Origin of the sequence: Legionella sheltonii (assembly GCF_026191355.1) — a bacterium.
In the GTDB taxonomy this organism is placed as follows: Bacteria; Pseudomonadota; Gammaproteobacteria; order Legionellales; family Legionellaceae; genus Legionella; species Legionella sheltonii.
Window position 1 is genome coordinate 86,480 of sequence record NZ_JAPHOQ010000008.1, and the last position, 24,872, is coordinate 111,351.

Sequence of the window (24,872 nt, forward strand, 5' to 3'; positions counted from 1 at the left end):
ATATGATTATAACTATTTAGATCAAATCTATTACAAAGCATACGAGGTTTGCTCTTCATTACAGTAATGTACTGCATAATAACGAACTTTTGGCAATTTTAATTGAAAAATAAAGCAATACTCATTTCAAGTATGGGTAACATTATAGAATGGTTTGATTTTGGGTTATTTATTTTTATGGCTCCAATCATTGGGGGCAAATTTTTTCCTCAAGAATCAGCAAGCACTTCAACTATTGACGCTTTAATGGTATTTGCAATTGGCTTTATTTGTCGTCCTATTGGCGGTATTTTTTTTGGTTATTTTGGAGACACTCGAGGCCGGGCAAAAACATTAAGAATTTCAATACTCATTATTACCTTATCCACCTTCTTAGTTGGCATTATTCCTACTTATAAAGAGATAGGAGTATTCGCTCCGACCCTATTTGTTTTACTGCGATTAATTCAAGGATTATCCATAGGTGGTGAGTATAGCGGTATAATGATTTATCTGGCTGAATCAGCCGCACCTAAACATCGGGGATTTATTACAAGTTTTGCAGCAAGTGGAGCAAATTTGGGGTTTCTATTTGCAACATTAACATTAATAGTACTTAATTTATTTTTTTCTGTAGCAACAATCAATACGTGGGCCTGGCGATTACCTTTTCTTGTAGTAGGTATATTCGGTTCATTACTTACATATTATCGTTTTCAATTATCTGAAACCAAAGTGTACTCATATTTAAAAACAAATCATCTTATTGAAAATAGACCATTTATTACTGGTATTAGATATGCCCCTTACCAACTCTTTAAAATTTTGGGACTTACTTGTATGAGTGCCACATTTTATTATTTTTTTGTTGGTTATATCGCCACCTATTTAGAACATTACATGGGTTTCCCCTTCAAAACAGCATTAACTTTTCAAACGATTATATTAATTACCATGTTATTTATCGTTCCCTTTGGAGGAGTTCTTGGAGATTATTTTAGTCGAAAAAAAATGATAGTAATCACAAGCCTAGCTATTCTATTATCCATTTTCCCTTGTTTTTATTTATTGCAATTTAAATCATTATTAATGACTTCTTTAGCTCTAGGTGTAGCAACCCTTCTTAGCTCCCTAGACCAAGGTAATACCATGACAGCCATTGTTGAAAATTGCCCTGAAAATATACGTTACAGCGTCATAGCCTTTTCATACAATTTAGGAAATGCCTTATTTGGTGGGACTACCCCGCTAATTGTTACCTTGCTTGTAAACAATATTAGTCCTACAGCCCCCTCATATTATCTATTTTTTATGACCATTATAGGTTTGATTACAGCAATAACATTGCTTCCAAATAATCAATCCAGGGAGGCAATTTCTCCCGTACGGCCACAAGATCTATCGCTTTTGCCCATATCAAGCAAAACTAATAAGTAAGTGCAAAATCTGGAGGTATTGGGCTTAAATTTTTGTAAATAAAAAGCACGAGACATATAGGGTCAGCTGACGGTGCCGTGTTCGTGCCGCAAAATTATTTGTTGCTATAGACTGATTAATAGATCAGTATACAGCAACGCAGACCTACCGAAATGTCAGGTTTATTGAAATGGATTAATTCATTTTGACTACGAAAAATTTAAGTTATTTATTGAGTAAAAGTCCAATCAGACCCAAGTTCTTCATCTTTATTATCATCCTCTTCACTAGGTTTCTCTGGAGTGTCCTTTTGTGGCGATTTGCCATAAATTCTAGCCTCAATAAACTGTTGATTATCAAAGGCTCTGGCTAAGCGTCCAGCGCTAAAATCGGCCATTTCAGCATAAGACGTTTCGAATGTCATCCGGGGAACCTCTTTATCTGCTGCATTTCGAATTACCTCATTCCGTGCACCAGCAAACCAAGTGTTAAATTTAAAGGCCAAAGTATCAATGAATTGTAATAAAGCATGAAGTACTCTATTTTGTTTTTCATCTTCTTGAGCCTCATCTATAGTTTTGGAAGAATAGTGCATCAGCGCTTCAGCTTCGATCATGGATGAATAACCGCCACATTGTTTACGATTAAATTTTTGTGGACCACCAAAATCCGTTGGATCCACATGCAACCATTGTTCATCACCCGGTGGTTTAATCATCGCCGTAAAATGTTTACCACCCCACATTGTTTTTGTACCGGCAACTACGGTCGCCGCACAGTATTTTTGAGCCACAGGATGTTCGCAGCTTTTGCTATATACTTCATAACAATGGTCAAATACTTCCCCCATGAAAGCAGCGCGTTCTTCGTCATTCATATCCACAGTCAAATCTTGGGTAGCAGGCAAAATAAACACAGGTACTTTTTCAGGACTTTCTTGAATCACACAAAAATCTACATTTTTGACTTCACTTTTATATCCCTCTAAAAATGTCTTATATCTATATATATCAGGATCAGCTTCAGCAAATGGCAAAGAGAATTGCATCACCATCTTTGCTGGAACCCCCTCAAGAGCTCTCATTCGTACATCATTGACCATTTTATAATTTCCATATACTCGTCCTTCGTTTTCCAGATAGGTATGACCAGTCTTATTGCTATCAGGCCCAATTTTAGCTTTCATAATAATATCTCGCCAATATAATAAACAACTTGTATTGGATTTATTATAACAGAAATTAGAATATACAGCTTCACTTATAACCAAATCTAAATTTAGGCAGTTGATAAGCTCATAGGTGTCTAGTTAAGAGAGGAGTTCTTTTTATCTCCTAACTAGGTTGGTCATATCGATTAAGCCAAATCAGCAAGTAGCAACTGTCTTGAATTAAAAATTTAGAGAAGGTATGAACGGATGGGGTCAGGCCCTGACCCCATTAATGGGGAAATTATTTCCTGATCCCATAGTTTGATTGCATAAATTCAGAATCAAAGGGTTGAGATACCAATTCATTCTCTTGCTCTTTTTTTTGGTAATAGGTCAATTTTGCTTCCGGATTTAATACCCAGAGATAAGAATTAGCGGAACCTTCAAGCCCTTGAAATGGTGATTGTTCCTTAAAAACAAAATCGTTATAAGTGCATGAACCTATTAATGTTTTTTTATTTTCCATAGGACCAATAGTGCCTTTTTCATTTCTATCGTTAGTAAATTCACAATACATGAAACCAAAACCTCTTTTTTCAGATAACTTCATGGCTTCATTATTTACTTTTTTGGATAATCCACATCCATGATAGTGAGCATCAACAGCGGTAATAAATAAATGAGAAATATTATTTTTTACAAATTGTTTTCCCTCAAAATAATGAATACCCAGTTTTTCTAATAAACTAAAAATCGTTTCGAATTTTGGATCAAATTCAGAAATGTCTAAGGGATCTGGAGTGAAAATATCTTCTACGATTGCACAAGCCACAATTTTTTTAAACCATTGTTAGTTTGAATTCGGTGCTTAAGCCTTAGACTAACAATGACTTTAATTCCAGCAACAAAAAATTAACACGAGACATATAGGGTCAATAGAAAGAAAAATGGATGCTTTTTTCGAAAAAGAAGCTAAAGCAATTGCACAAAGTCAATTGGAAATAGAACTCGTTTCTTAGAAACTTTATTTAATGAATATTCCTGACTCTAAATCTTGAGATATTCCAAAGTATTTACCCATATGGGGAAGATGAGAAACTGACTACCTGTAAATGAAACTCAAAAATTAATTTTGTTGGTTAATTAGAGAATAGTTTTTGATGCAGGAGCCGTGTGGATCGCATATCCAGCCCAAACTGGCAATGAAAACTCGGCCGTTCTTTTTAGGCATGAGATAACACAGGAAACATCACTTTATTTTCAACAAAAATTCTATCCTTATCTTGCTGAATAAAAAGGACATCATCCCCAATATTTTCTTTTATTTCATAAGAAGTACAATCTTTTGGAGTAAATCCGAATAGAACTTCATTGATGTTTGAATCCTTTATTTTTATACGCCTCATCGGTCATGACTGTGCCGATTTGAATATATCGCTGCTGCTGACCTAATACCTGAAAATTCATTATGTTGACCGAAACATTAGCTACGGCCCTGTCTCCATAAAACAGAGTATAAGGTATGTATTTTTCATTCCAATACCCTGCTTGATACCAATCTTCAAATGAAATACCAAAAGTTTTTTTTGCTAAATTATTTAACTGAGCTCTGTAGTTATCTTCTTTTTGGTATCCTATTAGAAATGTATACTCTGATTATTGTTCAAAGTTATTTTCATATAAAATCTCTTAATTTTATTTATAACTGAGTCTTTATTAAACTAATTTGGCGTGTATTTTACGGATATATGTAGATAATGATAGAGCGACGGTTAAAAGTTGTGTATAGTCCAAAAAGATCAGGCAGATTTCCCCTTCTCTACTGAACCATTTTGTTTGATTTCTCTGATACCATCGACGAATTTTACGCCACGCACGCACATATAGGCTCAGGCCTTGAATTGTGAATTTTTTATTAAAAGTTAATTCAATTCACAATTCAAGGCTGGACCCCATTAGCTCTAAAGAGTCCATTGGATCAAATTTGATGATATTTTTAAACGCTGGAATTATAGAGTTTGCCCCATACAAATTGGATCGCGAATTTTCCAAAAACGGGAAATTATTTCGCTCACGTCCCTTAGCTTGAAAATATATACTATATTTTATGAGAGAAAGATTGGAAAAAGTCTTTTAATTCATAAGCTCATTTTCACTTTAGGTTAAAGCTCTGGGCAGAGGGAGGTAGAAATGACTACTGCAGGGGTATACTATAAAGAGTGCCCTAGAGGTATGACTATTGACGAATGGGCTGCACGTGTCGATTTAGCTGCACTTTATCGTCTTGTTGCCTGGAAAGGTTGGGACGATCTGATCTTCACTCATATATCAATGCGAGTACCTGGAAGCAAACACCATTACCTGCTAAGCCCATTCGGTTTAATGTTTGAAGAAGTGACCGCTTCAAGCCTGATGAAGGTTGATGTAGAAGGTCATGTTATTGAGTCGGAAAGCAAAATGATCAATCCAGCAGCTTTTACCATCCACAGTGCAATCTATAAGGCACGTGACGATGCAAAATGCGTTATCCATCTTCATACCCTAGATGGTGTGGCGCTCTCTGTGTGCGCAGAAGGGCTATTACCGCTGACGCAGAATGCCATGATCATTAGTGGCGAGCTTGCCTATCATGACTATGAAGGTATTGTGCTTGATTCTCAGGAAGGGGAAAAGCTGGTTGCTGATTTAGGCTCCAAACATCTCATGCTGCTTCGCAACCACGGAACCTTAGCGGTGGGACCTAACTGTGGGGCTGCCTGGTTACTGATTTACTACTTAGAATCTGCGTGCTCCATGCAGTTGCGCGCCACAACCCATAGCAGAGAACTTAATAAACCGATACAGGGAATCCCTGAAAAAGTTCATAAAATGAGTCGCGCTTGGTACGATGGAACCTTGGGTACGTTTGCCTGGCCTACTTTTCTGCGAAAACTTGACCGCATTGATCCTAGGTACCGAACCTGAAGAAACCTACGTATGAAAACATATACCACTTTAGAACAAGGCATTCATTTTCTTACCAGAAAACATACCTCAATTCCTACGCAAGAGCTTAAAGGCGAATGCGCCTGGAAGGCTAAGGAAATTGGAAGTCCTGAAACATTCGCACATCATTTGTCTTTAGCTGAAATCAACGCTATAGATACTTTAGTTGATGAAGTCGAAGCATTAAATATCAGGCTTGATGAAATCGGGCCAGGAGACTGGGGTAATGTCAATTTACAATTACTTGTTGATGAATGTTGCACTGCATTGTTTCAAGGTCGAGGCTTTGTCCTGATCCGCGGTATTCCGATTGAGCGTTGGTCCCTAGCGCGCGCTAAATTATTCATGGCAATTTTCGGCAGTCAATTTGGCCATTTAGGCATCCAAAACCCACAAAATGACCTCATTGGCGAAGTATGTAATCACCCCGAGGTAAATATCAACTATGCACGGAATTACCTCACAAACCAGGAATTTCGTCCTCATTGCGACGGCGCTGACCTAGTCGGACTCCTTACCATCCGACCTGCGGCACAAGGTGGGGAAAGTCGCTTGACGAGTTCCGTTTCTGTATTCAATGCATTACTCAGCGAGTCACCACATCTGATACACCGATTGTTTGAGCCTGTATTACTCGACTTACGCAACGAACAAGCTCCAGGAACTCCCCCTGTTGTCTGGATAACACCTTGCGCACACCATGAGGGTCAACTGAAAAAGGTTTATCTCTCAGATTATTTCCGAAGTGCAGACCGTCATCCGGGAGTTACAATTGATCCTGAAGCAAAAATTTTGTTTGACCTATATGATCGTCTTGCCACTCACCCTGATCTTGAATTACGCTTCACTCTGGAAGCAGGGGATTTACTGATTATCAATAACCACGTTATCCTCCATGCACGTGATGCATTTGTCGATGTACCCCATGCGAAACGCCTTCTGCTTCGTTTTCTCGTATCCTCCAATCGCTAATTTGATAAATTATTGGACTTTGGAGTATCCCTGACACTCAGCGTAGATACTGAGTTGATTATCGACAGTATAAATTTGTCCTATTTAACTCGTTTGAGAAGTATAGGACATATAGGGTCAGGCCTTGAATTGTGAATTTTTCATTAAAAGTTAATTAAACTCACAATTCAAGGCCTGACCCCATTAGCTTCCTTTTTGGCAGACTCAATCCAACATATCCATTCATTACGGGCAAGTGGTGTAATGCTCTCCCATACAGCTAGCTCCTTCGTGTCAGAAGATAATACCTTTTGAAAATCCATTGGCAAATTATGCACTACACCAATTGCGATCTGCTTTCGAGCCATTAAATTAATCCAAAAATATCAATGTATGCAGTTCTTTTATCTATTGCAATTGACCTTATCATTAACAGAATAAATATTTTTCAAATCAAAGGAAATTATCTTTTTTGTTCATTTAAGTTAGATGTGAACATTTCTGTTATAAATCCCATTTAAGATTAATCAGACTTAATGAGGACTTGACGTGAAATTTAGCTCAATGTTGTTCAGATATTACTTTTTTAGCGTCTTTTAAAAGAAGTAATAATTGATTCTCTCTTATTGGAGAAGGTTCAAATCCAAATCGTTTGTAAAAGGTTTCGGCTTTCTCATCTATAGCATGAACTAATAAAGCTCTTACACCACCTTGTTCTGCAATTTGTAAGGTTTTTAATATTGCATCTTTAAGCATTGCCTTCCCAATACCCTTTCCTTGATAAGTATGAAGAACAGCTAATCTTGCTAATATGACAACAGGAATAGGATATTTGCCCATTCCCTTTTTTATGCGTTCAGATGCCTCATCAACATCTACCTGCCCCACTGTAAGACTATAAAAACCAACTACAAGATTATTATCAGCAACTATAAAGGTATTGGCAGAACCGGACATTTTTGCTTGAAAAGCATATTTTTTTAACCATTCATCTAATTCAGGGTAATTACTATTAAAATCAGTTAAATTATGATCTTTATTTAAAGGTTCAGGTTTTTTTAACGTCATTTAAATCCCATGGAGATGATGAAGAAAATAAATCCTTTAGCCCTTCATTGTCTTGCTCTGGGCGATCTAGAATTTCAGAAAATTGATTAAAGACATCGCCAGAAACCATAAAAAGTCTCTGATCTAAAATAATTTTTTCAGCAGCTTGATACGCACTATCCGTTATAAATTCAGTCAATGACTTATGACTTATATCAGAGGCCATTCGGATTATTTTGGCTTGCGATTCAGATGCACGAAAACCCAATCGGGAAGTTTTAGCGCGCACAGTCCTTGATTGCGGTCTTTTCACCCTTCTTGGGTCTTTAGCCGTAGGTGTTTTTGTATTATCCACCTTTCTAGCACTGGTCATAATATTTCTCAAAATAATTTCTATTAATTATATGTTAGTACAATTGACGCACATTATCAATAAAAATAGCTTTATCAGTAAATAAAACGTGGATTATTAAAACATCTCACCCTACTCAGCAACAGAAAAAACCATGCAAATTGAGTCAATAAATAGATTAATTTTTCAAAGAAAAGATAAAGTAAGAGTAATATGAGATTTTATATACACAAAAAGAACTATGTCGACTTCACAAACTCAGTCCATCAAAACAATTCTCACGATCATTCTAAATCCCACTGGGCTCACATATTGATAAAACCGACCGATCAAAAGGTCATGCTCATAGCCTTAATTCTTATTCTTTTTCAATGATTTTTGCATTATCAGAAAGAATTGGCTCTACCCCAAATAAGGGGGCATTTTAATCAACTTAGTCTAAACTAAGTCCTTGATTTAGCGATCTAAAGGAGATTAAAGTGCCGAAGTACAATCTTATCCTAAATTTACCTGGATTTTCCATAGTAAAAGTGAGCGGATATCAACCATTATTATTAGATGTAACCTATAACCGATTAGCTCGTTGTAGTCATTGCCAAAGTAAGCGGGTTCGCAAGAAATCATCGTATGTAAGGACAGCACCTGTGGGGTCAGGCCTTGAATTTTGAATTACAACTACGTGCCAATAAAAAACCGGTACAATTCACAATTCAAGGCCTGACCCCATTGACGCGGAAGGGTTTCATCGTAAGATGAAACTGATTCAAAGACGTGCTTACGGGTTTAGAAATTTTGAAAATTACAGGTTAAGGGTTAAAGTTTTGCGTTCTTGATTAGTGCCCCCGGAAATGGGGAAGAGCCGTAAAATTTAAGGTTTGATTGAATTTCGCCAAAACCTAGACTGGGATTGGCTCCCCGGACAAGACTCGAACTTGTGACCTAATGATTAACAGTCATCCGCTCTACCGACTGAGCTACCGGGGAATAGGGTCGGAATCTTAAAACGATTCTGATTGAGGGTCAAGTAGATTTAATAAATAATTTTTTAAAATTTGTTTTATTTGCAGCTTTTTGGGTGGCAGGATTACATTCTACATGTTCCATTTAGTAGAAATTCCCTCCCCAACTTGAGGGAAAGGGGTAGGGGTGAGGGAATTATTTGTAATTTAATTCCCTCATCCGCCCTGGCGGGCACCTTCTCCCCTTGTGGAGAGGGGATTTATCTAACTGCAAAAACGTTGTAGACGGTTTAAGGCGTCTTGCAGTATTTCCATGCTGGTTGCAAAGGATAAACGGATGCAGCCTTCATTGCCAAAAGCAGAGCCGGGTACTAACGCCACGCCTTCTTTAGCGAGTAATTCTTCAGAAAACTCAAGGTCATTCTGATAACCGCGTTGTTTAATGATTGCTTGTACGCTTGGGAAAATATAAAAAGTACCATCCGCTGGAATCACTTCTATTCCAGGTATTTCTTGCAATCTGGACGCGACAAAATCATGTCTTTGGCGAAAGGCTTTAACCATTTCGACGACGCTTTCATTGCTGCCTGATAGTGCGGCTACAGCGGCTCTTTGGGCAATAGAGCAAGGATTTGAGGTTGATTGGGACTGGATGGTTTTCATCGCATTCATTAATGGCAGCGGGCCTGCTGCATAACCGATGCGCCATCCTGTCATGGCATACGCTTTGGATACACCATTTAAGACAATTGTTCGCTCATATAATTCGGGGCAGGCGTTAAGAATGTTCGCAAAAGGTTGGCTCCAAAGAATGTGTTCGTACATGTCATCGGTAGCAATAATAATTTGCGGATGTTTTTTCAAGACCTCGGCTAAAGCTTTCAATTCATCCAATGTGTATGCTACTCCGGATGGATTGGATGGGCTATTTAAAAAGATGAGCCTCGTTTTAGGGGTGATGGCTTCTTCGAGTTGCTGGGCGTTGATTTTGTAACGTTGTGCCGGGGTTGTAGAAATAATCACCGGGGTTGCTTCGGCCAATAAGACCATATCGGGATAAGAGACCCAGTATGGCGCAGGAATAATGACTTCATCACCAGGATTAAGCAGCGCTTGACAGAGATTGTAACAGCTTTGCTTGCCACCAACGGAAACCAAAATTTGATTGAGCTGGTAATCAAGGCCGTTATCTTTTTTAAATTTATTTTTAACTGCTTCTTTGAGTTCAGGTATACCGTCAACTGCAGTATACTTTGTGTACCCTTTATTAATCGCAGCAATAGCGGCTTCTTTAATGTAATCGGGTGTGTCAAAATCGGGTTCACCGGTACCTAAATTAATAACATCATGCCCTTGAGCACGCATTTGGGTGGCCTTTGCTGCTACGGCCAAAGTAGGTGAAGGCTTAACTTTTTGCACGCGTTTTGCTAATGCGATATCCATTTGTTGCTCCTGTGCGATATACTAATAAGATATGAAAGATTTATTTAAACTATATGCCGATTATAAGCCCGCTGGTGACCAGCCGACAGCCATAGCCTCATTAATTGACGGCTTAAAATCCGGTTTATCCAAACAAACCCTTTTAGGGGTTACTGGCTCGGGCAAGACCTTTACTATAGCACATGTTATTCAATCCATGCGCCGGCCTGCCTTAATTATGGCGCCCAACAAAACGCTTGCTGCTCAGCTTTATGGTGAATTTAAAGCCTATTTCCCCGACAACGCGGTCGAATATTTTGTTTCCTACTATGATTATTATCAGCCAGAAGCTTATGTGCCCGCTTCAGATACCTTTATTGAAAAAGATTCATCCATCAATGAGCACATAGAACAGATGCGTTTGTCTGCAACCAAAGCCTTAATTGAACGTAAAGATGCGATTATTGTCACAACGGTATCGGCAATTTATGGTTTGGGTGATCCGGATTCCTATTTGCGTATGGTATTACATCTTTCCCGTGGAGAACAATCCGATCAGCGTAAAATTTTAAGACGACTTGCTGAAATGCAGTACACGCGCAGCAACTTGTCCCTGGAACGTGGTCAGTTTCGCGTGCATGGTGATATTATTGATATTTTTCCAGCCGATTCAGAACGCGATGCGGTACGCATTGAATTATTTGATGATGAGGTTGAAAACATTGCTCAGTTTGACCCGCTCACTGGTGAAATTTTGCAACGGTTCCCCCGGATTACGATTTTCCCTAAAACCCATTATGTGACCCCTCGTGATCGTATTTTGCAAACTGTAGATTGGGTCAAAGAGGAGTTACAAGAGCGTCTGGCTGAATTTAAGGAGCAAAATAAATTAGTTGAAGCCCAACGTCTGGAGCAACGCACTAATTTCGATCTGGAAATGATGTTGGAGTTGGGCTATTGCTCGGGTATTGAAAATTATTCCCGTTATTTATCTGGTCGTGAGGCGGGCGAACCACCCCCAACCTTATTTGATTATTTGCCTGAAGAGGCATTGCTGATTATTGATGAGTCTCATGTCACCGTGCCCCAGATTGGCGGTATGTACCGCGGGGATCGTTCGCGTAAGGAGACGTTGGTGCAGTATGGTTTTAGACTTCCTTCAGCCCTGGATAATCGACCGTTACGGTTTGAAGAGTTTGAAGCACGCTCACCTCAAACGATTTATATTTCAGCTACTCCAGGTCCTTATGAACAAGAACATTCTGATAATGTTGCAGAACAAGTAGTGCGTCCCACCGGTCTTGTCGATCCGGAAGTAGAAATTCGACCTGTTCGTACTCAAGTTGATGATCTAATGTCAGAAATTCGTCAAGTGATCCAACAAAATGGACGCGTTTTAGTGACCACCTTAACGAAACGCATGGCAGAAGATTTAACGGATTATTTAAATGAGCATGGCGTTAAAGTACGTTATTTGCATTCCGATATCGATACGGTGGAGCGGGTGGAGATCATTCGTGATTTGCGCTTAGGTGTATTTGATGTTTTGGTGGGGATCAATTTATTACGTGAAGGTTTGGATATGCCCGAAGTGGCTTTAGTTGCAATTCTTGATGCAGATAAAGAGGGTTTTTTACGTTCTGATCGCTCTTTGATTCAGACCATAGGGCGGGCTGCGCGTAACGTGAAGGGACGTGCCATTCTTTATGCGGATAAAATCACAGGCTCCATGCAAAGAGCGCTTGATGAAACCGACCGAAGACGTGAGAAGCAAAAGGCATATAATGAAGCGCATGGCATCACCCCCAAAGGGATTAGCAAATCCATAACAGACATTATGGAAGGTGCTTATCAAGGAAAACGCAACATCGCTGTTGCAGAACCCAGTCCAGAATATTTGCACTGGTCAACTCAAGAATTAGTAAAACACATCAATACCTTGGAAAAACAAATGTATTTGCATGCCAAAAACATGGAGTTTGAAGCAGCAGCCAAGATTAGAGATGAGTATCTTTTATTGAAAGAACAATTGATGAAGTAACGTCATTAGACACTCGATACCAAACGCGACTATTTACCAAGATTATTAGATCGGGTGACGAAAATTCTGCATTCCCTCAGATTTTTGCATCTCAAAAGAAAGGAGCCCGACAGACATGGATTATGAACCCTGAGGTTCAAGTGGGTAGCGAATGAATCGGTTCAGGCTTCCCACTCCAAGGTGGGCTTGCACAACGCCGATTTCAGGATGCTTCCCATGCTGTTAGCATTGGTTCTAAAATCTCTCGCTATCGGGTTAAGCTGATTATACCATGGCCATCTCGATGAAAGTCAAGAATGGCCTGGTGCAGACTTAAAAAGTATGGGGGCGTTCACCTTCCTGATCTTCATTTTCTTTTTCTTTTTTAGAAGACAGCATGAACTCACGAAATCGCTGACTACTGTTTTGAATGGAATCTTTTAATGAGGTGTGTATCCGTTCAAAAAGAGGAGTAACTGCATTTTGCATTTTTTCTACAATAGAAGAAAGTTTACGTTCGGCCTTGTCTTCATAACGGGCTACCAGATTTTTTAGGTGATCTAACTTGCTTTGTATCCGATTTTTTAAGTCGTGAAATGCCTCCTCTATTTTCCGCGTTTGTTCGCTTCTTTTGGGAGGCACTACTATTCCTAAGTGAATTAATTTTTTTAACTTTGACTTAGAAAGTAAGGTACTGGCTTCAGGAAGCGCACCTCGAGTCTCACACTGCTGTGACGCTTTATCTTGAGCTGTTTCTATCTCTTTTTTTGTTTTTGTGGCTAATTCCTCTCGGTGTGCCTCCATTTCCAGGGATAGGGTGTTGTCAGGTTCAGAGGGTTTGCTTGCAGCTGCTTTAACACAGTTCGAGATTATTCGTTCCATCCCGGGTAATGTATCACAGCCTCTAACGATTTTTCCTTTGCTATCTAAAATAAATGGATTAACATCATCCGTAGAAAAGGTAATATCAGTCACGGTAAAATTCAAAGGAACGTAGGTATTTTCACGCTCACAACGCCCTCTAATCGCTGCAAAATTCTTTGCATCGTTCTGCAATTCACCGAGTTTTTCTAAAACGTGCTGTGCATGAGTTGATAATCCCTCTTTTGTCTTTGCCAAACGAAAGATAGGAGTTTGTTGTAATGCTCCAAAAATGGGGAGTGCCGCATCATAATGTTTTTGTGCCATCAGTTTTTCAGTGATTAACAGATAACGCTCCATCACTAAGGTTCGTTCATCCATCGATTCTCTAGACAGTATGTCTTTGAGTACGAAATCCGCTATTTTATCATAGCGCTGAAAAAGAGCTTTTTTACGTGTATCGTCTACGAGCATCTTTCGCCGTGCCGCTTCGATGTAATAATCCAGTGGCATGGTTTTCATCTGTTCGATTGCAGCGATTTGTTCAGCGGCTTCTTTTTTGACTTGCTCAATTAACGTTTCATTTTCAGGAAGTTCTTGCTGTTTTAGTTCCTCTATTTTTTTGTCTCGTTCCGATTCAATGGCTTTGATGGTCAGTTTTTTCGCCTTTTGATATCCATCTTTCTCTGCTGCCTGAAACACCTGTTCTTCAAAAATACGGCGTTCGGCTCGGACGTAATAATCGGGTGATATTACTTCCATCTGTTGAATTGCATTGATTTCTGCGGAGGTTTCCTGGTTAACTTGTTCAATCAATTGATTTCGTTCTGCTTCAGTAAGTACCTTTTGATTTATATCCCTTATTTTTGCGAATGCTTCAGTCTGAGCCAATTTGCTAGCCATCTCCCTGGCTAATTGAAGACGGTCCTCTTGGGCATTAATCGCATCAATCTCTTTAGCAGTTGCCTTATTGACTTGCTCAATCAACTGCTCCTGTTCGCCTTCAGGCTCTTGTTTTTTTATGTGCTCTATTTCTTGAGCTGCTTTAGCCTGAATTAGATTGATGGTTAGTTCCTTAACGAGATGAAGGCAGTCCTTTTGTTCTTTAATTGCAGTGATCTTTTTTGCGGTTTCCTTATTAATCGCAGTGAGCTTCTGTGTGGCTTCCTCGTTGGCGTTTTCAATCAAGTCTTTCTGTGTCTCTTCAGGCTGCCCTTGTTTTTTTATTGCCTCTATTTTCTCTTTTAGTTCCGCTCTTATTTCCTCTCGGGCTTGAGCCGCTTCAGTCTCAACCTTTTTGATGGCCATTTCCTTTGCTTTATTACTGTCTGTTTTCGCTGCTTCAAGACCCTCTACTCGAAAATACTGATTTAAGTTAAGTACATCTATAATGCTTTTAGCGTAAGTTTTTGAGCCTTCTGCGGCGATGGCGGCAAAGGTATCCGCCATTCTGTTCATCAAGTAGCGATTAATATGCTTCATCGCTCTTAATTCCTGGCTTTTTAACGATTCAGCCTGAATCAAAAGTGCATCAAATGTTTCTCGAAAGGTCGCAAAACCGTGGTGGTCTATCAACTTTTGACATTGCATCTGTAAATCACCAATTTTAGTGGGTCGGAATTCAGCAATAACGGTGCGTAGGGCAGTTTGAAGATCTAATTCAAGGAGCTTTTCCACTGCAAGTGGGGGAGTGTCTTTCTTGCCCTCTTGAAGTTCACTTAATTCAGCCAGATCATCATCTAGACCATCCAAAACAGTTTTTTCTTCTTCAGAGAGGGTATCAAATGATTTTTCTAGTTCTTCCATTAATTGATTAAATTCTCGAAGAATTTCATCCATCCTTTCTCGTGGGAAATCTAATGCGTCATAAGCCATTTCTATTACCTTAATCTGTAAAGCGACCTGTATCAAAGTATAGATAAAATAGAGCTTGTTTGCCTTTTAATTGCTTATTGTGTGAAGAAAATAAACTATGGTAGATAAAATATGAGCCCTAGGGAATTGATTTCTATTAAATAAGCGGCATACCAGTCAGCCATTCAGAATGTGCCATTTGATTACCCTGGATTTTTCGTTTACCATGCAACCGCAATTCTTTTTTGAAATTTTGTTCAAAATGAAGATCACTCAACACTTCAATTCATGTTCACTCAATCTATTTGTTGATATTCTCCTGCAACGAGGAATCGAGACGAATACGATAGTGTTCTAGTGCCTATTTTGGGTTAATAAGGGGTAATTATGGTAGCAACTGCTTCAAACATGCTTCCATTAGGAAGTAAAGCACCTGATTTTACTTTAGTAGATACACGCAATGATCACTTGGTTTCCCTTGCGCAGATTAAATCACCGATTGCAACAGTGATTATGTTTTTGTGTAATCATTGTCCTTATGTGAAACATATTCAGACAAAAATAGTTGAATTAGCGGAAACTTATCAGAAGAAAGGGATTCAATTTGTAGCAATCAGTTCCAACGATGCCGAAAAATATCCTGCTGATGGCCCAGAAAAAATGAGAGTGGAAGCGGAAAACTTTCATTATTCTTTCCCTTATTTGTATGATGAATCACAAGAAGTGGCCAAAGCCTATAAAGCAGCATGTACCCCTGATTTTTATATTTTTGATAAAGACATGCTTTGTGTCTATCGCGGCTGTTTGGATGAATCAACACCAGGAAATAATAAACCGGTAACCGGCTCGCATTTACAAAATGCCCTCGATAATCTCCTTGCTGGAAAACCAGTGAGTCCAGAGCAAAAGCCAAGTTTGGGATGCAATATTAAGTGGAAGTAATGCATTACTTGGATGGTCTTAGTGTAAAAATTTGTTTATCTTTAGGTTTTTTATACCGACGGGTTTAGAAGATGGAGGTGTTTGCGTCCAGGAGTACTCGTAGACAGTATCCTGGTTGCAGGCGCTAGAAAAACCATGTGATGGCTTTTAAACTTAGAATTTATCAGGATCGGCCATTTCCCAATGAGATTTATAACTCTGAGGAATATCGGAGCCTAATAGTTGTCCTGGTGTAAGATAATCATATATTTCATTAAATGTTTTGACTTCTTGCACGCTGACTCGCCTCATGATGTGGATGGGTTTTAAATCGCTGGGATTGTCCAAACCGAGCGCGCCAACCATTTCTAAAAAGCTTTTCATGGTGTTTTTATGGAAATTAGCTACATAATGTTTTTTCTGATCGACAACGAGGCCATATTGTAAGCGTTTATTTTGCGTTGCAACTCCGGTGGGGCAAGTATTTGCATTACATTGTTTCGTCTGTAAGCAACCGGTAGCCATCATCATTGCGCGTGCAGAATTACACATATCAGCACCCAAAGCGATATTAGTCAGGATATCAAATCCATTCGCAACCTTACCACTGCAGATAACACGAATTTTATCCCTTACATTAATTCCTACCAAGGCATTATGCACAAAGACTAACCCTGCTTCTAACGGTGTGCCTATAAAATTAATGTATTCTTCTGGCGCAGCCCCAGTTCCTCCTTCTGCACCATCAACAGTAATAAAATCAGGCAGGATATTGGTTTTTAACATGGCTTTACATATGCCGAGAAATTGATCTCTTCGGCCCAGACATAATTTAAAGCCAATCGGTTTGCCATGAGATAAATCGCGTAATCTTTTTATGAAATAAAGTAACTCTACAGGAGTGCTAAAAGCAGAGTGAGCTATAGGAGAGAGTACATCCTGACCCATAGGGACTTTTCTGACTTTTGCAATTTCCTCCGTTAACTTGGCAGCAGGCAAGATGCCTCCATGAGAGGGTTTGGCTCCTTGCGAGAGTTTTATTTCTATCATTTTTACTTCTTTACGATTGGCTTCAGCGGCGAACTCCTTTTCGTCAAAATTGCCTTGAGCATCACGACAACCAAAATAGGCAGTTCCAAATTGGAATACCAGATCGCCGCCTTGTAAATGATAGGCGCTTAACCCCCCTTCACCGGTGGCTTGATAAAAACCACCAATCTGCGCTCCTTTGTTCATGGCCATAATTGCTTTACCAGACAGGGCCCCAAAGCTCATGCTGGAAATATTAAATCGAGAGGCACTGTAAGGTTGGAGGCAATCTGGCCCACCTACCATAATTCGGGGTTCGACCTCTGAATGATGTTTTGGAGCTAAAGAATGTAGGGCCCAAGTATAGCCAACACTTAAAATATCGCGCTCGGTACCAAAAGGGACTGTGTCACGAGTATTTTTGGCGCGCTCATAAATGAGAGAACGTATTTCACGATTAAAAGGAAGTTCGCTTTCATCAGTAGCAATAAAATATTGTTGAATCTCTGGACGTAGAAACTCTAAAAAGTAGCGCACATGCCCCAAGACGGGAAAGTTACGCAGAATGGTATGTTCTTTTTGAATCAAATCGTAGATCCAAATCACAATAAGGGGAATGAGAAAAGCGAAAAACCATTTGATGCTATGGAACATCGCAAAGAGGGCAAGAGTAAATAATAAGGCTACTCCAAATCCTATATACCATTGGCGTCTCATTTTTAAGTCCTTTTAATCAAGATCTATTGTCCCTCTTATTAAACTTTGTTGAACAAATCGCCGGTCATTCCAGCGAAGGCGGTAATCCATTCTCCATTGGGCATGATGCCTAATGTATCGATTCTCTCCTCAGGGGAATGATAGAGACAGCTTAGTTCTTATTCTATTCTTCCACACTATCTAATCAACAAAGCCCACATGATAAGAGATGAAGCATGTGTGCTAGCTTTCCCGCGAAAGAGGCGGGAACATTTTTTGCAAATCCAGAATAAATCAATTAATCCATTTCTGGAATTCGTTCTATCATCTCTCCACCCACCATTTTATTGATTTTATTTTCCAGGGAGTTAATAAATTGAGTGACCTGATGTTGCTGTTGTGCTTGTTTGTTTTTACATAGTATCAATTCATGACTAATATCAAGTGCAGCGAGCAATAAGGCTTGGAAATTGTCCAACTGTTTCGATTTCTTTTTATTCATCATGATTTGATGATTTAATTTTTGCACCGCAAGCAATAAATTGGGTTCTTCACCTTCCGGGCATTTAATTTCATATGTTTTATTGAGTAATTTAACAGTACACGATTTCATCTGCGTCATAATAAGACCTTTGCAATTCCATAGAGAGCTGTTATGAATAGTAACAATTTTGATCGCAAGCAGCAATTAGTAGGATGAACGCTTGCATTAAATCGGGTATCATGGGGTATTTTTTCTATAAATGAGTTAAATATGTCTGAAGAAAGAGAACATTTGCATTTACCTGATTATGATGAATTTTCTGCATCCATTTCTGTTTTAATGCTGCATATATCAGCCAGCTTATTGCATGGGATGATGTGCGGCTACCTATGTGCTGGTGCTGACAGTCAAGGAGAAGCTTATTTACGTGCTTTATTAAATAATAAAAAGGATGAAGCCAGCCGCAATGCTGTTTTAGCCATGTTTGCTGTTTTTTCTATAAGCCAGCAACAAATTAACAGTTTGGATTTTAAATTTCAAATGATGCTTCCTGATGAAGAGGAATCATTATTGTTAAGGGCACAAGCCTTTAGTGAGTGGTGCGAAGGGTTTACCCAAGCATTAACTTTAGCTGGTATAGGTCTTAACCAATTGCATGAAGAAGAGGCTCAGGATGCATTTCAACATCTTATTGAATTTGCTGAACTTGATTGTGATACCTTGGATGTTGACGAAGAAGATGAACGTGCATTAATGGAAGTCAGTGAATATGCACGGATGGCAGTTCTGCGTTTGCATAGTGATCTAATTATGAATGAAAGAGAACGTGGTGGTCATACTGGAATAACTCATTAAAAAAGGAAGTTACAATGATTTCCCAACAAGAATACCAAATAAGAAGAAATAAATTAGCGCAAAAATTGCCCGCAGGCAGTATTGCCATTATCCCGGCGGCTCATGAAGTATTACGTAACGGTGACGCGCATTATCGCTTTCGTCAGGACAGTAATTTTTATTATCTCACCGGATTTAATGAACCTGATGCTTTATTGGTACTTATTGCGGGAGCAAATACTCAGAGTATTTTATTTAATCGTATACGTAATCCGGCGGAAGAACAATGGACAGGAAAACGTCTTGGACAAGATGGGGCGCTTTCTGAGTTGGGCATGCACGCTGCTTTTCCTATAGACAGTGTTGAAGAAGAGCTACCTAAATTATTAAATGGTAAGTCAGCCATTTATTACGCACTGGCTCGAAATCCAGAGATGGAAAAAACGATCATGCAGTCATTAAAAGCCCTTAAAGGTCAAGTACGACGCGGAGTTAAGGTGCCAGACCAGTTGTGTGATTTGGAGCCTATATTAGGTGAAATGCGCTTATTTAAAAGCGATGCGGAGCTCGATTTAATGCGTCGAGCAGCCAGCATTTCCGTGAAAGCACATGAACACGCAATGCGTCGTTGCAAGCATTTGGAACATGAATATCAGCTTGAAGCAGAGCTTGTTTATGAATTCAGTCGTCATGGTTGCCGTAGTGTCGCTTATGATCCTATTGTGGGCAGTGGTGAAAATGCGTGTATTTTGCACTACACAGAAAACAACAAACCTTTGCATCGAGGCAGCTTGGTCCTTATTGATGCAGGAGGGGAGTTTGAAAATTATGCTGCGGATATCACCAGAACCTTTCCTATCAATGGCAAATTCAGCCCTGAACAAAAAAGTATTTATGAATTGGTGCTCAAAGCGCAAAAAGCGGGGATTGCGGCGATTAAGCCGGGTCTGCTGTGGAATGGGGTACAACAAATCATGGTCCGCATTCTCACTGAAGGATTATGCGCCTTAGGTATTTTACAAGGAGATGTAGAGGAATTGATTGCCCAAGAAGCATATAAACCGTTTTACATGCATAATTCTGGACATTGGTTGGGATTGGATGTTCATGATAGCGGTCTTTATAAAATTAATGGTGAATGGCGTGCCTTAGAACCCGGGATGGTTTTAACGGTTGAGCCAGGTTTATACATTAGCTCAAACAGTCCGGGAGTGGATAAGCGTTGGTGGGGTATTGGTGTACGTATTGAGGATGATGTGGCAGTAACGAAAACAGGGCATGAAGTATTAACTGCAGCATTACCTGTGGATGTAGATGAAATTGAGGCATTAATGCGTGATTAATAAAGAGATTGATATACTGATTATTGGAGGAGGCTTAACAGGTGCCACTTTAATGCTTGCATTGCAAGGGTTAGGGTATAGTACTTTATTAGTAGAAGCTAAGCCTTTTAGTGATAAAATAAGTCCTGATTTTGATGCACGCTCCCTAGCACTATCGCCCGCGAGTCGACGTATTTTAAGGATGCTTGGCGTTTGGGATCTTCTTAAAGAGCATGTAACTGCTATAGACATGATTCATGTTTCCGATCAACATCACTTTGGAACATCACGCCTGCAAGGCGAGTTGGATTCTCCTTTGGGCTATGTTGCTGAAATGCAGCACATCAATCAGGCTTTGCATCAACTGCTGCCTCATGAGCAGTTGATTGCTCCAGCGAGTTTACAGGCGTTGGATTATGAAAACCATTCAGCGACCGTTCTCACTGATTCGGGTGAAATAAAAATTAAGGCACGTCTTATTGTTGCTGCTGATGGTGCGCATTCGGAAGTCCGTCGTTTTTGCTCATTACCTTCCAAAACCAAACTCTATAGTCAACACGCAATTGTAGCGAACGTGGGCTTGCAAAAGCCTCATCAACATCGTGCTTACGAACGCTTTACCAGTTATGGTCCTTTGGCGCTTTTACCGATGCAAGAAAATCGAATGTCTTTGGTTTGGGCTGTGCCTCCCAAGGAAGCAGCACGCTTGTTGTCTTTATCTGAGGTTGATTTTTTACGAGAGTTACAATGCGCATTTGGTTATCGCTTAGGCCGTTTTGCCAAAGTAGGGAAACGTTTTTCCTTTCCTTTGCAACAAGTTTTAATGCCAATACAAACCAAATGGCCCGTAGTGTTTGTTGGTAATGCGGCGCACACCTTGCATCCTGTAGCAGGACAAGGATTTAATCTTGGACTTAGAGACGTAGCTATGCTTGCACAATGCATCGCTGAGAGGGGACTCAATGCAGAAATGCTCCAGCATTATGTGCAATTAAGATCTCATGACCAAAAGGCCATCACTCATTTAACCGATGGTTTAATCCAAGTGTTTACTAGCCGTTTACCTGGATTGGGAATTGTGCGTGGGTTAGGATTGATTGCTCTGGATAATATCCCTGCTTTGAAGAATCTTTTAGCACGATATGCACGTGGATTCGGGGGAGTAATTCCTGATTTAGTCTGTGAAATTGCTTTGCCAAAGCTGCAAAAATAGTTATGAAGGAAATGAAATGAGTCTGCAATTTAATGTATTAATCATTGGTGGTGGTATCGTGGGCTTAACTGCGGCCTTAGCTATGGCTCAACGTGGTTTCACGGTAGCAGTCATTGATGCGGGTTCATTAAAAGTCGAAAATTCACAATCAGATACCCGAGTCTATGCGATTAATCATGCGTCACAGGCTCTCTTGCAGCAATTAAATGCTTGGCAATACTTGGTGAGTGCACGTGTTTCTCCTTATCGTCGCATGTATGTTTGGGATGCTGAAAGTAAAGCACATATTGATTTTGATTCACGTCACGTGGGTGCATCGAATCTAGGGAGCATCATTGAAGAGTCTGTCTTAAAACATGCTTTACTGCAGCAGGTTTCTACCCAATCTTCAATTCATTTATTTCCTGAATGCCGTGTGGAAGAGGTTTTTTGCGAAGAAGCTGGCGTTCGAGTATGCAGTAAGCAGCAGACTTGGGAAGGACAATTGTTAATGGTGGCTGATGGTGCCAATTCTCCAGTCCGTCAACAACTCAAGGTGCCTTTAAACAGCTGGTCCTATGATCAACATGCACTCGTTGCAACCGTTTCTGTAGAGAAAGAGCATCAGCAGACTGCCTATCAAGTGTTTCGCGCTGATGGTCCTTTGGCATTTTTACCTCTAGCGGATGCACATCAATGCTCCATCGTGTGGTCTACTAAACCCGCACATGTTGAACGATTAATGAATCTTTCAGTGTCGGAGTTTAATGCATCCTTAACTGAAGCTTTTGCCAGAAAGCTAGGTCAGGTCGAAGTCATAAGCACACGTCATCAATTTCCTTTACAAATGAGACATGTCAAACACTATGTGGGAAATCGTTGGTTACTTCTGGGGGATGCAGCCCATACAATCCATCCTTTGGCGGGATTAGGCCTCAATTTAGGGTTGGCTGACGTATATTCCTGGATGGATTGTTTGAATGCTGCTCATGGTAAACTTGTATCTAAAAAGGCATTAGGCGCTTATCAACGCGAGCGTAAAAATGCCGTATGGCAAACGATTTTGTTAATGGAAGGCTTCAAGCGCTTATTCAGTAATTCCTTTATGCCTCTTGTTACCCTGCGTGGTCTGGGTTTAAATGTATGTAATGGATTGTCCCCTATAAAACGGTTATTTATCCAACACGCACAGGGCACACACCAATAAAAGTCCACAAATTGTTATTAACGCACTTTACATGCAGGTAGGCGTGCCCCCAAAAACATGGGCTTAGGTCGTGCCTTTCGCTCGCATGTGGATGTTCAAATGCATTCTTCACGATAATTGTACCGATATGACTTGGGCTTTTCGGGTGACGCTCATGGGCATACATCAAGGAGAACACCTCCGATTGAGGCAGGTGAGAATAAAGATTAATTTTTCATCCAGGAAATAGCTGGACAGGTTATTTTTTTTCACTAAAATTCGTGGCAAATAAAATGACGTAGAATCAATATGCCCCCAAAAAATGTTAAATTTTTGAATAAAGGAGTTCAGCTGCAAGCTCAAGAAGAAATGTTAGCTGAACAATTGTTATTTTTTCCTGAGAGCGGAGAGTCTCAATTAAGACTATGTAATTACGTGAAGGATAAATGCGACCAACCCGACTTTGATTATTTATCCACCGATTATGATCAAGGGGTAATTATAGCGGCTATTCCCAGTCTTGGTTCCAAACAACTGGGAGTCTATGCAGCTAAATCGTTTGTCAAAGGAGAAATCGTCGGAGAAATCAAAGGCATAGATTTATTCGGTATAAGGCCTAGCGCTAAAATAGATCGAGAAGTCAAAGACTATCAAGGTGATTCTACTTATGTGTGGAAATTAAATTTAGATGATAATGATGAATATGCCGTAGTCATTGATATGTTGAAAGCAGGCTCTAATACACGTTGGGTTAATCACGCGGGAAAGCCTAATTTAGAAGTACAGGTCATTTGTCGTCGATGGAAAGACGAGTTTGGTACAACTCAATTTGATTATCATGCCTATTATGTCGCGGCCAAAAAAATTGCTTTTGCTGATGAGCTGACTATTTCTTATGGAGATGAATACTTTACAAAAGATCGTCCGCAAATCTGGCGCCAGCCACAAACTTTGATTGAAGTTCTGCAGGATTTGGCTAAAACACAAGAGCAAGAAGTTAATCCTGAAGAAATACATACACCCGATGCAATAAGAGACTTTTTTCATTTATTAACGCAGAAAGCGGATCTGCGCAAAAGAGAACATAAAAAGCAGATGTATTTAGACAGCAATTTAGATCCTAAAATTTATGATTTGGATAAAGTAGAAGAGGTGGCGCGTTTTCAAACAAATCAAAAAATGGAGCTAAAAAGAAACTCACCTTACCATTTATTTATAGCTCCTACGGTAAGAGGGAATGGGGAAATCCGTTACTCTCTATTTAGTGGCCAGACAATCCCTGCAAAAAAACGACTCTGCCAACTGGTTGGCCAGAGAATGGATGATGTGCCAGAAGAAGGGATGAAATCATGGGCGAAACAACGTAATCTAGACATAAATTACCTAGTGCAATCAGGCCGGGGAGGATATCTCTATACTAAAAATCAAGCGTCGGAGGCCTATTGCATAGAAGGGGCACAACACCGAAGTGGGATGAATGTACGTTTTGATTTTGCATCGGATTCTTATGTAACGACAGGCCAAATTCAACCAGGCGAAGAAATTCTTGCCTATTACAGTGATTATGATTATGGTGCCTTACCGACCTATTTACCGCAAATTGTCGCTGATTTTAATGAGTCCCAATATTATTACAAGGCGACCTGGAGTGAAAACGAACTGACTATGGAGTATGTGATCCCCAAAACTCCAGGTTATAATTTACAAGAAACTGCGGAGCCCATTTGCAATCCATTTAAGGAAGAGCAAACGAATGAGTGGATTGCGCAATCTGATTTTGAGTTTGAGGATAATGAGCGAATTCTAACTCCTGGCTATGATTACAATGCGTTTGAGCAAGAATTTTCTCCACTTGTGGTCGAAGATTGTGCTGAGAATGACAGCAGCCATAAAGCGAACTTAACTTCTTGGAGTCCCACCTTCCAATTTGGGGAACATAATTCGAGCAAAAAAAGGAAGATTGCTGAAATCAGCGAAGATGAAGAAAGTAAGACAATGGTTATTTAAGACTATTTTCTTCAACCCGAACACAGGGATCTCTTGAATGTGGCATTTACCCTCTATAGAAAATGTGCCATAAATTAGGAGATCCTTCGTCGTAAACTCCTCAGAATTTGATAAAGTTCTTCAGGATTTTTTTGATCGACCTCATACCCAATGTAGTGAGGGAACTCATGCTGTAGCATCATGTTTTTCGAAGAGAGATACCCTC

Annotated in this window: 20 protein-coding genes, 1 tRNA gene, 1 other RNA gene and 2 pseudogenes; 12 read left to right on the top strand and 12 right to left on the bottom strand. The window is 39.8% G+C overall.

Going from position 1 to position 24,872, the window contains the following annotated elements; genetic code table 11:
- Positions 1 to 102: 102 nt before the first annotated feature.
- Entirely contained in the window at positions 103 to 1,416 is a 1,314-nt protein-coding gene (locus tag OQJ26_RS10180) for an MFS transporter (protein ID WP_265703726.1), read from the top strand.
- A 208-nt stretch (positions 1,417 to 1,624) separates the two neighbouring features.
- Here the strand turns inward: OQJ26_RS10180 and OQJ26_RS10185 are convergent, their stop codons facing one another.
- The 3 genes from OQJ26_RS10185 to OQJ26_RS10195 form a co-directional block, all read right to left on the bottom strand.
- Positions 1,625 to 2,581, bottom strand: a complete 957-nt coding sequence (locus tag OQJ26_RS10185) for a hypothetical protein (protein WP_265703727.1) — start codon at positions 2,579 to 2,581, stop codon at positions 1,625 to 1,627.
- A 265-nt stretch (positions 2,582 to 2,846) separates the two neighbouring features.
- A complete protein-coding gene (locus OQJ26_RS10190; protein ID WP_265703728.1) occupies positions 2,847 to 3,377 on the bottom strand; it encodes a hypothetical protein in 531 nt (176 codons plus the stop codon).
- 391 nt (positions 3,378 to 3,768) lie between these two features.
- Complete coding sequence (locus OQJ26_RS10195) at positions 3,769 to 3,951, bottom strand: hypothetical protein (RefSeq protein WP_265703729.1); 183 nt, start codon at positions 3,949 to 3,951, stop codon at positions 3,769 to 3,771.
- 784 nt (positions 3,952 to 4,735) lie between these two features.
- Here OQJ26_RS10195 and OQJ26_RS10200 point away from each other — a divergent pair.
- Both OQJ26_RS10200 and OQJ26_RS10205 read left to right on the top strand, forming a co-directional pair.
- The gene (locus tag OQJ26_RS10200; RefSeq protein ID WP_265703730.1) at positions 4,736 to 5,509 is read left to right on the top strand and encodes a class II aldolase/adducin family protein; all 774 of its coding nucleotides are present in this window, start codon (positions 4,736 to 4,738) and stop codon (positions 5,507 to 5,509) included.
- Positions 5,510 to 5,521: 12 nt separating this feature from the next.
- Entirely contained in the window at positions 5,522 to 6,502 is a 981-nt protein-coding gene (locus tag OQJ26_RS10205; RefSeq protein WP_265703731.1) for a TauD/TfdA family dioxygenase, read from the top strand.
- 167 nt (positions 6,503 to 6,669) lie between these two features.
- Here OQJ26_RS10205 and OQJ26_RS10210 read toward each other — a convergent pair whose 3' ends face one another.
- From OQJ26_RS10210 to OQJ26_RS10220, 3 genes are all read right to left on the bottom strand, one after another.
- A complete protein-coding gene (locus OQJ26_RS10210) occupies positions 6,670 to 6,849 on the bottom strand; it encodes a YdeI/OmpD-associated family protein (protein WP_265703732.1) in 180 nt (59 codons plus the stop codon).
- A gap of 193 nt (positions 6,850 to 7,042) precedes the next feature.
- Positions 7,043 to 7,549 carry a GNAT family N-acetyltransferase gene (locus OQJ26_RS10215; protein WP_265703733.1) on the bottom strand — a complete coding sequence of 169 codons (507 nt, stop codon included), beginning with the start codon at positions 7,547 to 7,549 and terminating at the stop codon, positions 7,043 to 7,045.
- Positions 7,530 to 7,901 carry a type II toxin-antitoxin system TacA family antitoxin gene (locus tag OQJ26_RS10220; RefSeq protein WP_265703734.1) on the bottom strand — a complete coding sequence of 124 codons (372 nt, stop codon included), beginning with the start codon at positions 7,899 to 7,901 and terminating at the stop codon, positions 7,530 to 7,532. Before OQJ26_RS10220 ends, OQJ26_RS10215 begins: the two co-directional genes overlap by 20 nt.
- Before the next feature lie 458 nt (positions 7,902 to 8,359).
- Between OQJ26_RS10220 and OQJ26_RS19535 the strand changes: the two are divergent.
- Both OQJ26_RS19535 and OQJ26_RS19465 read left to right on the top strand, forming a co-directional pair.
- Positions 8,360 to 8,515 (top strand): annotated as a pseudogene (locus OQJ26_RS19535) (ISL3 family transposase); the annotation flags it as partial.
- A gap of 99 nt (positions 8,516 to 8,614) precedes the next feature.
- Positions 8,615 to 8,713: pseudogene (locus tag OQJ26_RS19465) on the top strand (transposase); the annotation flags it as partial.
- A gap of 75 nt (positions 8,714 to 8,788) precedes the next feature.
- Here the strand turns inward: OQJ26_RS19465 and OQJ26_RS10225 are convergent.
- Positions 8,789 to 8,864, bottom strand: a tRNA-Asn gene (locus OQJ26_RS10225).
- A gap of 239 nt (positions 8,865 to 9,103) precedes the next feature.
- Positions 9,104 to 10,282, bottom strand: coding sequence for a pyridoxal phosphate-dependent aminotransferase (locus OQJ26_RS10230; RefSeq protein ID WP_265703735.1), 1,179 nt, complete (start codon positions 10,280 to 10,282; stop codon positions 9,104 to 9,106).
- Between the two features lie 31 nt (positions 10,283 to 10,313).
- Here OQJ26_RS10230 and uvrB point away from each other — a divergent pair, with 31 nt between their 5' ends.
- On the top strand, positions 10,314 to 12,302 hold the full coding sequence (uvrB, locus tag OQJ26_RS10235) for an excinuclease ABC subunit UvrB (RefSeq protein ID WP_265703736.1): 1,989 nt from the start codon (positions 10,314 to 10,316) through the stop codon (positions 12,300 to 12,302).
- 99 nt (positions 12,303 to 12,401) lie between these two features.
- On the opposite strand, the gene ssrS is transcribed toward uvrB, so the two are convergent.
- A non-coding RNA gene (gene ssrS, locus OQJ26_RS10240) (6S RNA) lies at positions 12,402 to 12,562 on the bottom strand.
- Positions 12,563 to 12,614: 52 nt separating this feature from the next.
- Complete coding sequence (locus OQJ26_RS10245) at positions 12,615 to 15,017, bottom strand: RasGEF domain-containing protein (protein ID WP_265703737.1); 2,403 nt, start codon at positions 15,015 to 15,017, stop codon at positions 12,615 to 12,617.
- A 366-nt stretch (positions 15,018 to 15,383) separates the two neighbouring features.
- On the opposite strand from OQJ26_RS10245, the gene OQJ26_RS10250 reads away from it, so the two are divergent.
- Positions 15,384 to 15,938, top strand: a complete 555-nt coding sequence (locus OQJ26_RS10250; protein ID WP_265703738.1) for a thioredoxin family protein — start codon at positions 15,384 to 15,386, stop codon at positions 15,936 to 15,938.
- 153 nt (positions 15,939 to 16,091) lie between these two features.
- Here the strand turns inward: OQJ26_RS10250 and OQJ26_RS10255 are convergent, their stop codons facing one another.
- Positions 16,092 to 17,663 (bottom strand): FMN-binding glutamate synthase family protein, encoded by a 1,572-nt coding sequence (locus tag OQJ26_RS10255; RefSeq protein WP_265703739.1) that lies wholly within the window; start codon positions 17,661 to 17,663, stop codon positions 16,092 to 16,094.
- 277 nt (positions 17,664 to 17,940) lie between these two features.
- On the bottom strand, positions 17,941 to 18,264 hold the full coding sequence (locus OQJ26_RS10260) for a cell division protein ZapA (protein ID WP_265703740.1): 324 nt from the start codon (positions 18,262 to 18,264) through the stop codon (positions 17,941 to 17,943).
- A 132-nt stretch (positions 18,265 to 18,396) separates the two neighbouring features.
- Here OQJ26_RS10260 and OQJ26_RS10265 point away from each other — a divergent pair, with 132 nt between their 5' ends.
- From OQJ26_RS10265 to OQJ26_RS10285, 5 genes are all read left to right on the top strand, one after another.
- Entirely contained in the window at positions 18,397 to 18,981 is a 585-nt protein-coding gene (locus OQJ26_RS10265) for a YecA family protein (protein ID WP_265703741.1), read from the top strand.
- 14 nt (positions 18,982 to 18,995) lie between these two features.
- Positions 18,996 to 20,303, top strand: a complete 1,308-nt coding sequence (gene pepP / locus OQJ26_RS10270; RefSeq protein WP_265703742.1) for a Xaa-Pro aminopeptidase — start codon at positions 18,996 to 18,998, stop codon at positions 20,301 to 20,303.
- On the top strand, positions 20,296 to 21,495 hold the full coding sequence (gene ubiH, locus OQJ26_RS10275) for a 2-octaprenyl-6-methoxyphenyl hydroxylase (RefSeq protein WP_265703743.1): 1,200 nt from the start codon (positions 20,296 to 20,298) through the stop codon (positions 21,493 to 21,495). Before pepP ends, ubiH begins: the two co-directional genes overlap by 8 nt.
- 16 nt (positions 21,496 to 21,511) lie before the next feature.
- Positions 21,512 to 22,681, top strand: a complete 1,170-nt coding sequence (locus OQJ26_RS10280) for an FAD-dependent oxidoreductase (protein ID WP_265703744.1) — start codon at positions 21,512 to 21,514, stop codon at positions 22,679 to 22,681.
- Positions 22,682 to 22,993: 312 nt separating this feature from the next.
- Positions 22,994 to 24,667 (top strand): SET domain-containing protein, encoded by a 1,674-nt coding sequence (locus tag OQJ26_RS10285; protein ID WP_265703745.1) that lies wholly within the window; start codon positions 22,994 to 22,996, stop codon positions 24,665 to 24,667.
- The last annotated feature ends 205 nt before the right edge of the window (positions 24,668 to 24,872 follow it).

Excerpts from the sequence above, each read along its gene's own strand:
- OQJ26_RS10185 (WP_265703727.1), bottom strand. The coding sequence starts at position 2,581 with ATGAAAGCTAAAATTGGGCCTGATAGCAATAAGACTGGTCATACCTAT.
- OQJ26_RS10195 (WP_265703729.1), bottom strand. The coding sequence starts at position 3,951 with ATGAGGCGTATAAAAATAAAGGATTCAAACATCAATGAAGTTCTATTC.
- OQJ26_RS10200 (WP_265703730.1), top strand. The coding sequence starts at position 4,736 with ATGACTACTGCAGGGGTATACTATAAAGAGTGCCCTAGAGGTATGACT.
- OQJ26_RS10205 (WP_265703731.1), top strand. The coding sequence starts at position 5,522 with ATGAAAACATATACCACTTTAGAACAAGGCATTCATTTTCTTACCAGA.
- OQJ26_RS10210 (WP_265703732.1), bottom strand. The coding sequence starts at position 6,849 with ATGGCTCGAAAGCAGATCGCAATTGGTGTAGTGCATAATTTGCCAATG.
- OQJ26_RS10215 (WP_265703733.1), bottom strand. The coding sequence starts at position 7,549 with ATGACGTTAAAAAAACCTGAACCTTTAAATAAAGATCATAATTTAACT.
- OQJ26_RS10220 (WP_265703734.1), bottom strand. The coding sequence starts at position 7,901 with ATGACCAGTGCTAGAAAGGTGGATAATACAAAAACACCTACGGCTAAA.
- OQJ26_RS10230 (WP_265703735.1), bottom strand. The coding sequence starts at position 10,282 with ATGGATATCGCATTAGCAAAACGCGTGCAAAAAGTTAAGCCTTCACCT.
- uvrB (WP_265703736.1), top strand. The coding sequence starts at position 10,314 with ATGAAAGATTTATTTAAACTATATGCCGATTATAAGCCCGCTGGTGAC.
- OQJ26_RS10245 (WP_265703737.1), bottom strand. The coding sequence starts at position 15,017 with ATGGCTTATGACGCATTAGATTTCCCACGAGAAAGGATGGATGAAATT.
- OQJ26_RS10250 (WP_265703738.1), top strand. The coding sequence starts at position 15,384 with ATGGTAGCAACTGCTTCAAACATGCTTCCATTAGGAAGTAAAGCACCT.
- OQJ26_RS10255 (WP_265703739.1), bottom strand. The coding sequence starts at position 17,663 with ATGAGACGCCAATGGTATATAGGATTTGGAGTAGCCTTATTATTTACT.
- OQJ26_RS10260 (WP_265703740.1), bottom strand. The coding sequence starts at position 18,264 with ATGACGCAGATGAAATCGTGTACTGTTAAATTACTCAATAAAACATAT.
- OQJ26_RS10265 (WP_265703741.1), top strand. The coding sequence starts at position 18,397 with ATGTCTGAAGAAAGAGAACATTTGCATTTACCTGATTATGATGAATTT.
- pepP (WP_265703742.1), top strand. The coding sequence starts at position 18,996 with ATGATTTCCCAACAAGAATACCAAATAAGAAGAAATAAATTAGCGCAA.
- OQJ26_RS10280 (WP_265703744.1), top strand. The coding sequence starts at position 21,512 with ATGAGTCTGCAATTTAATGTATTAATCATTGGTGGTGGTATCGTGGGC.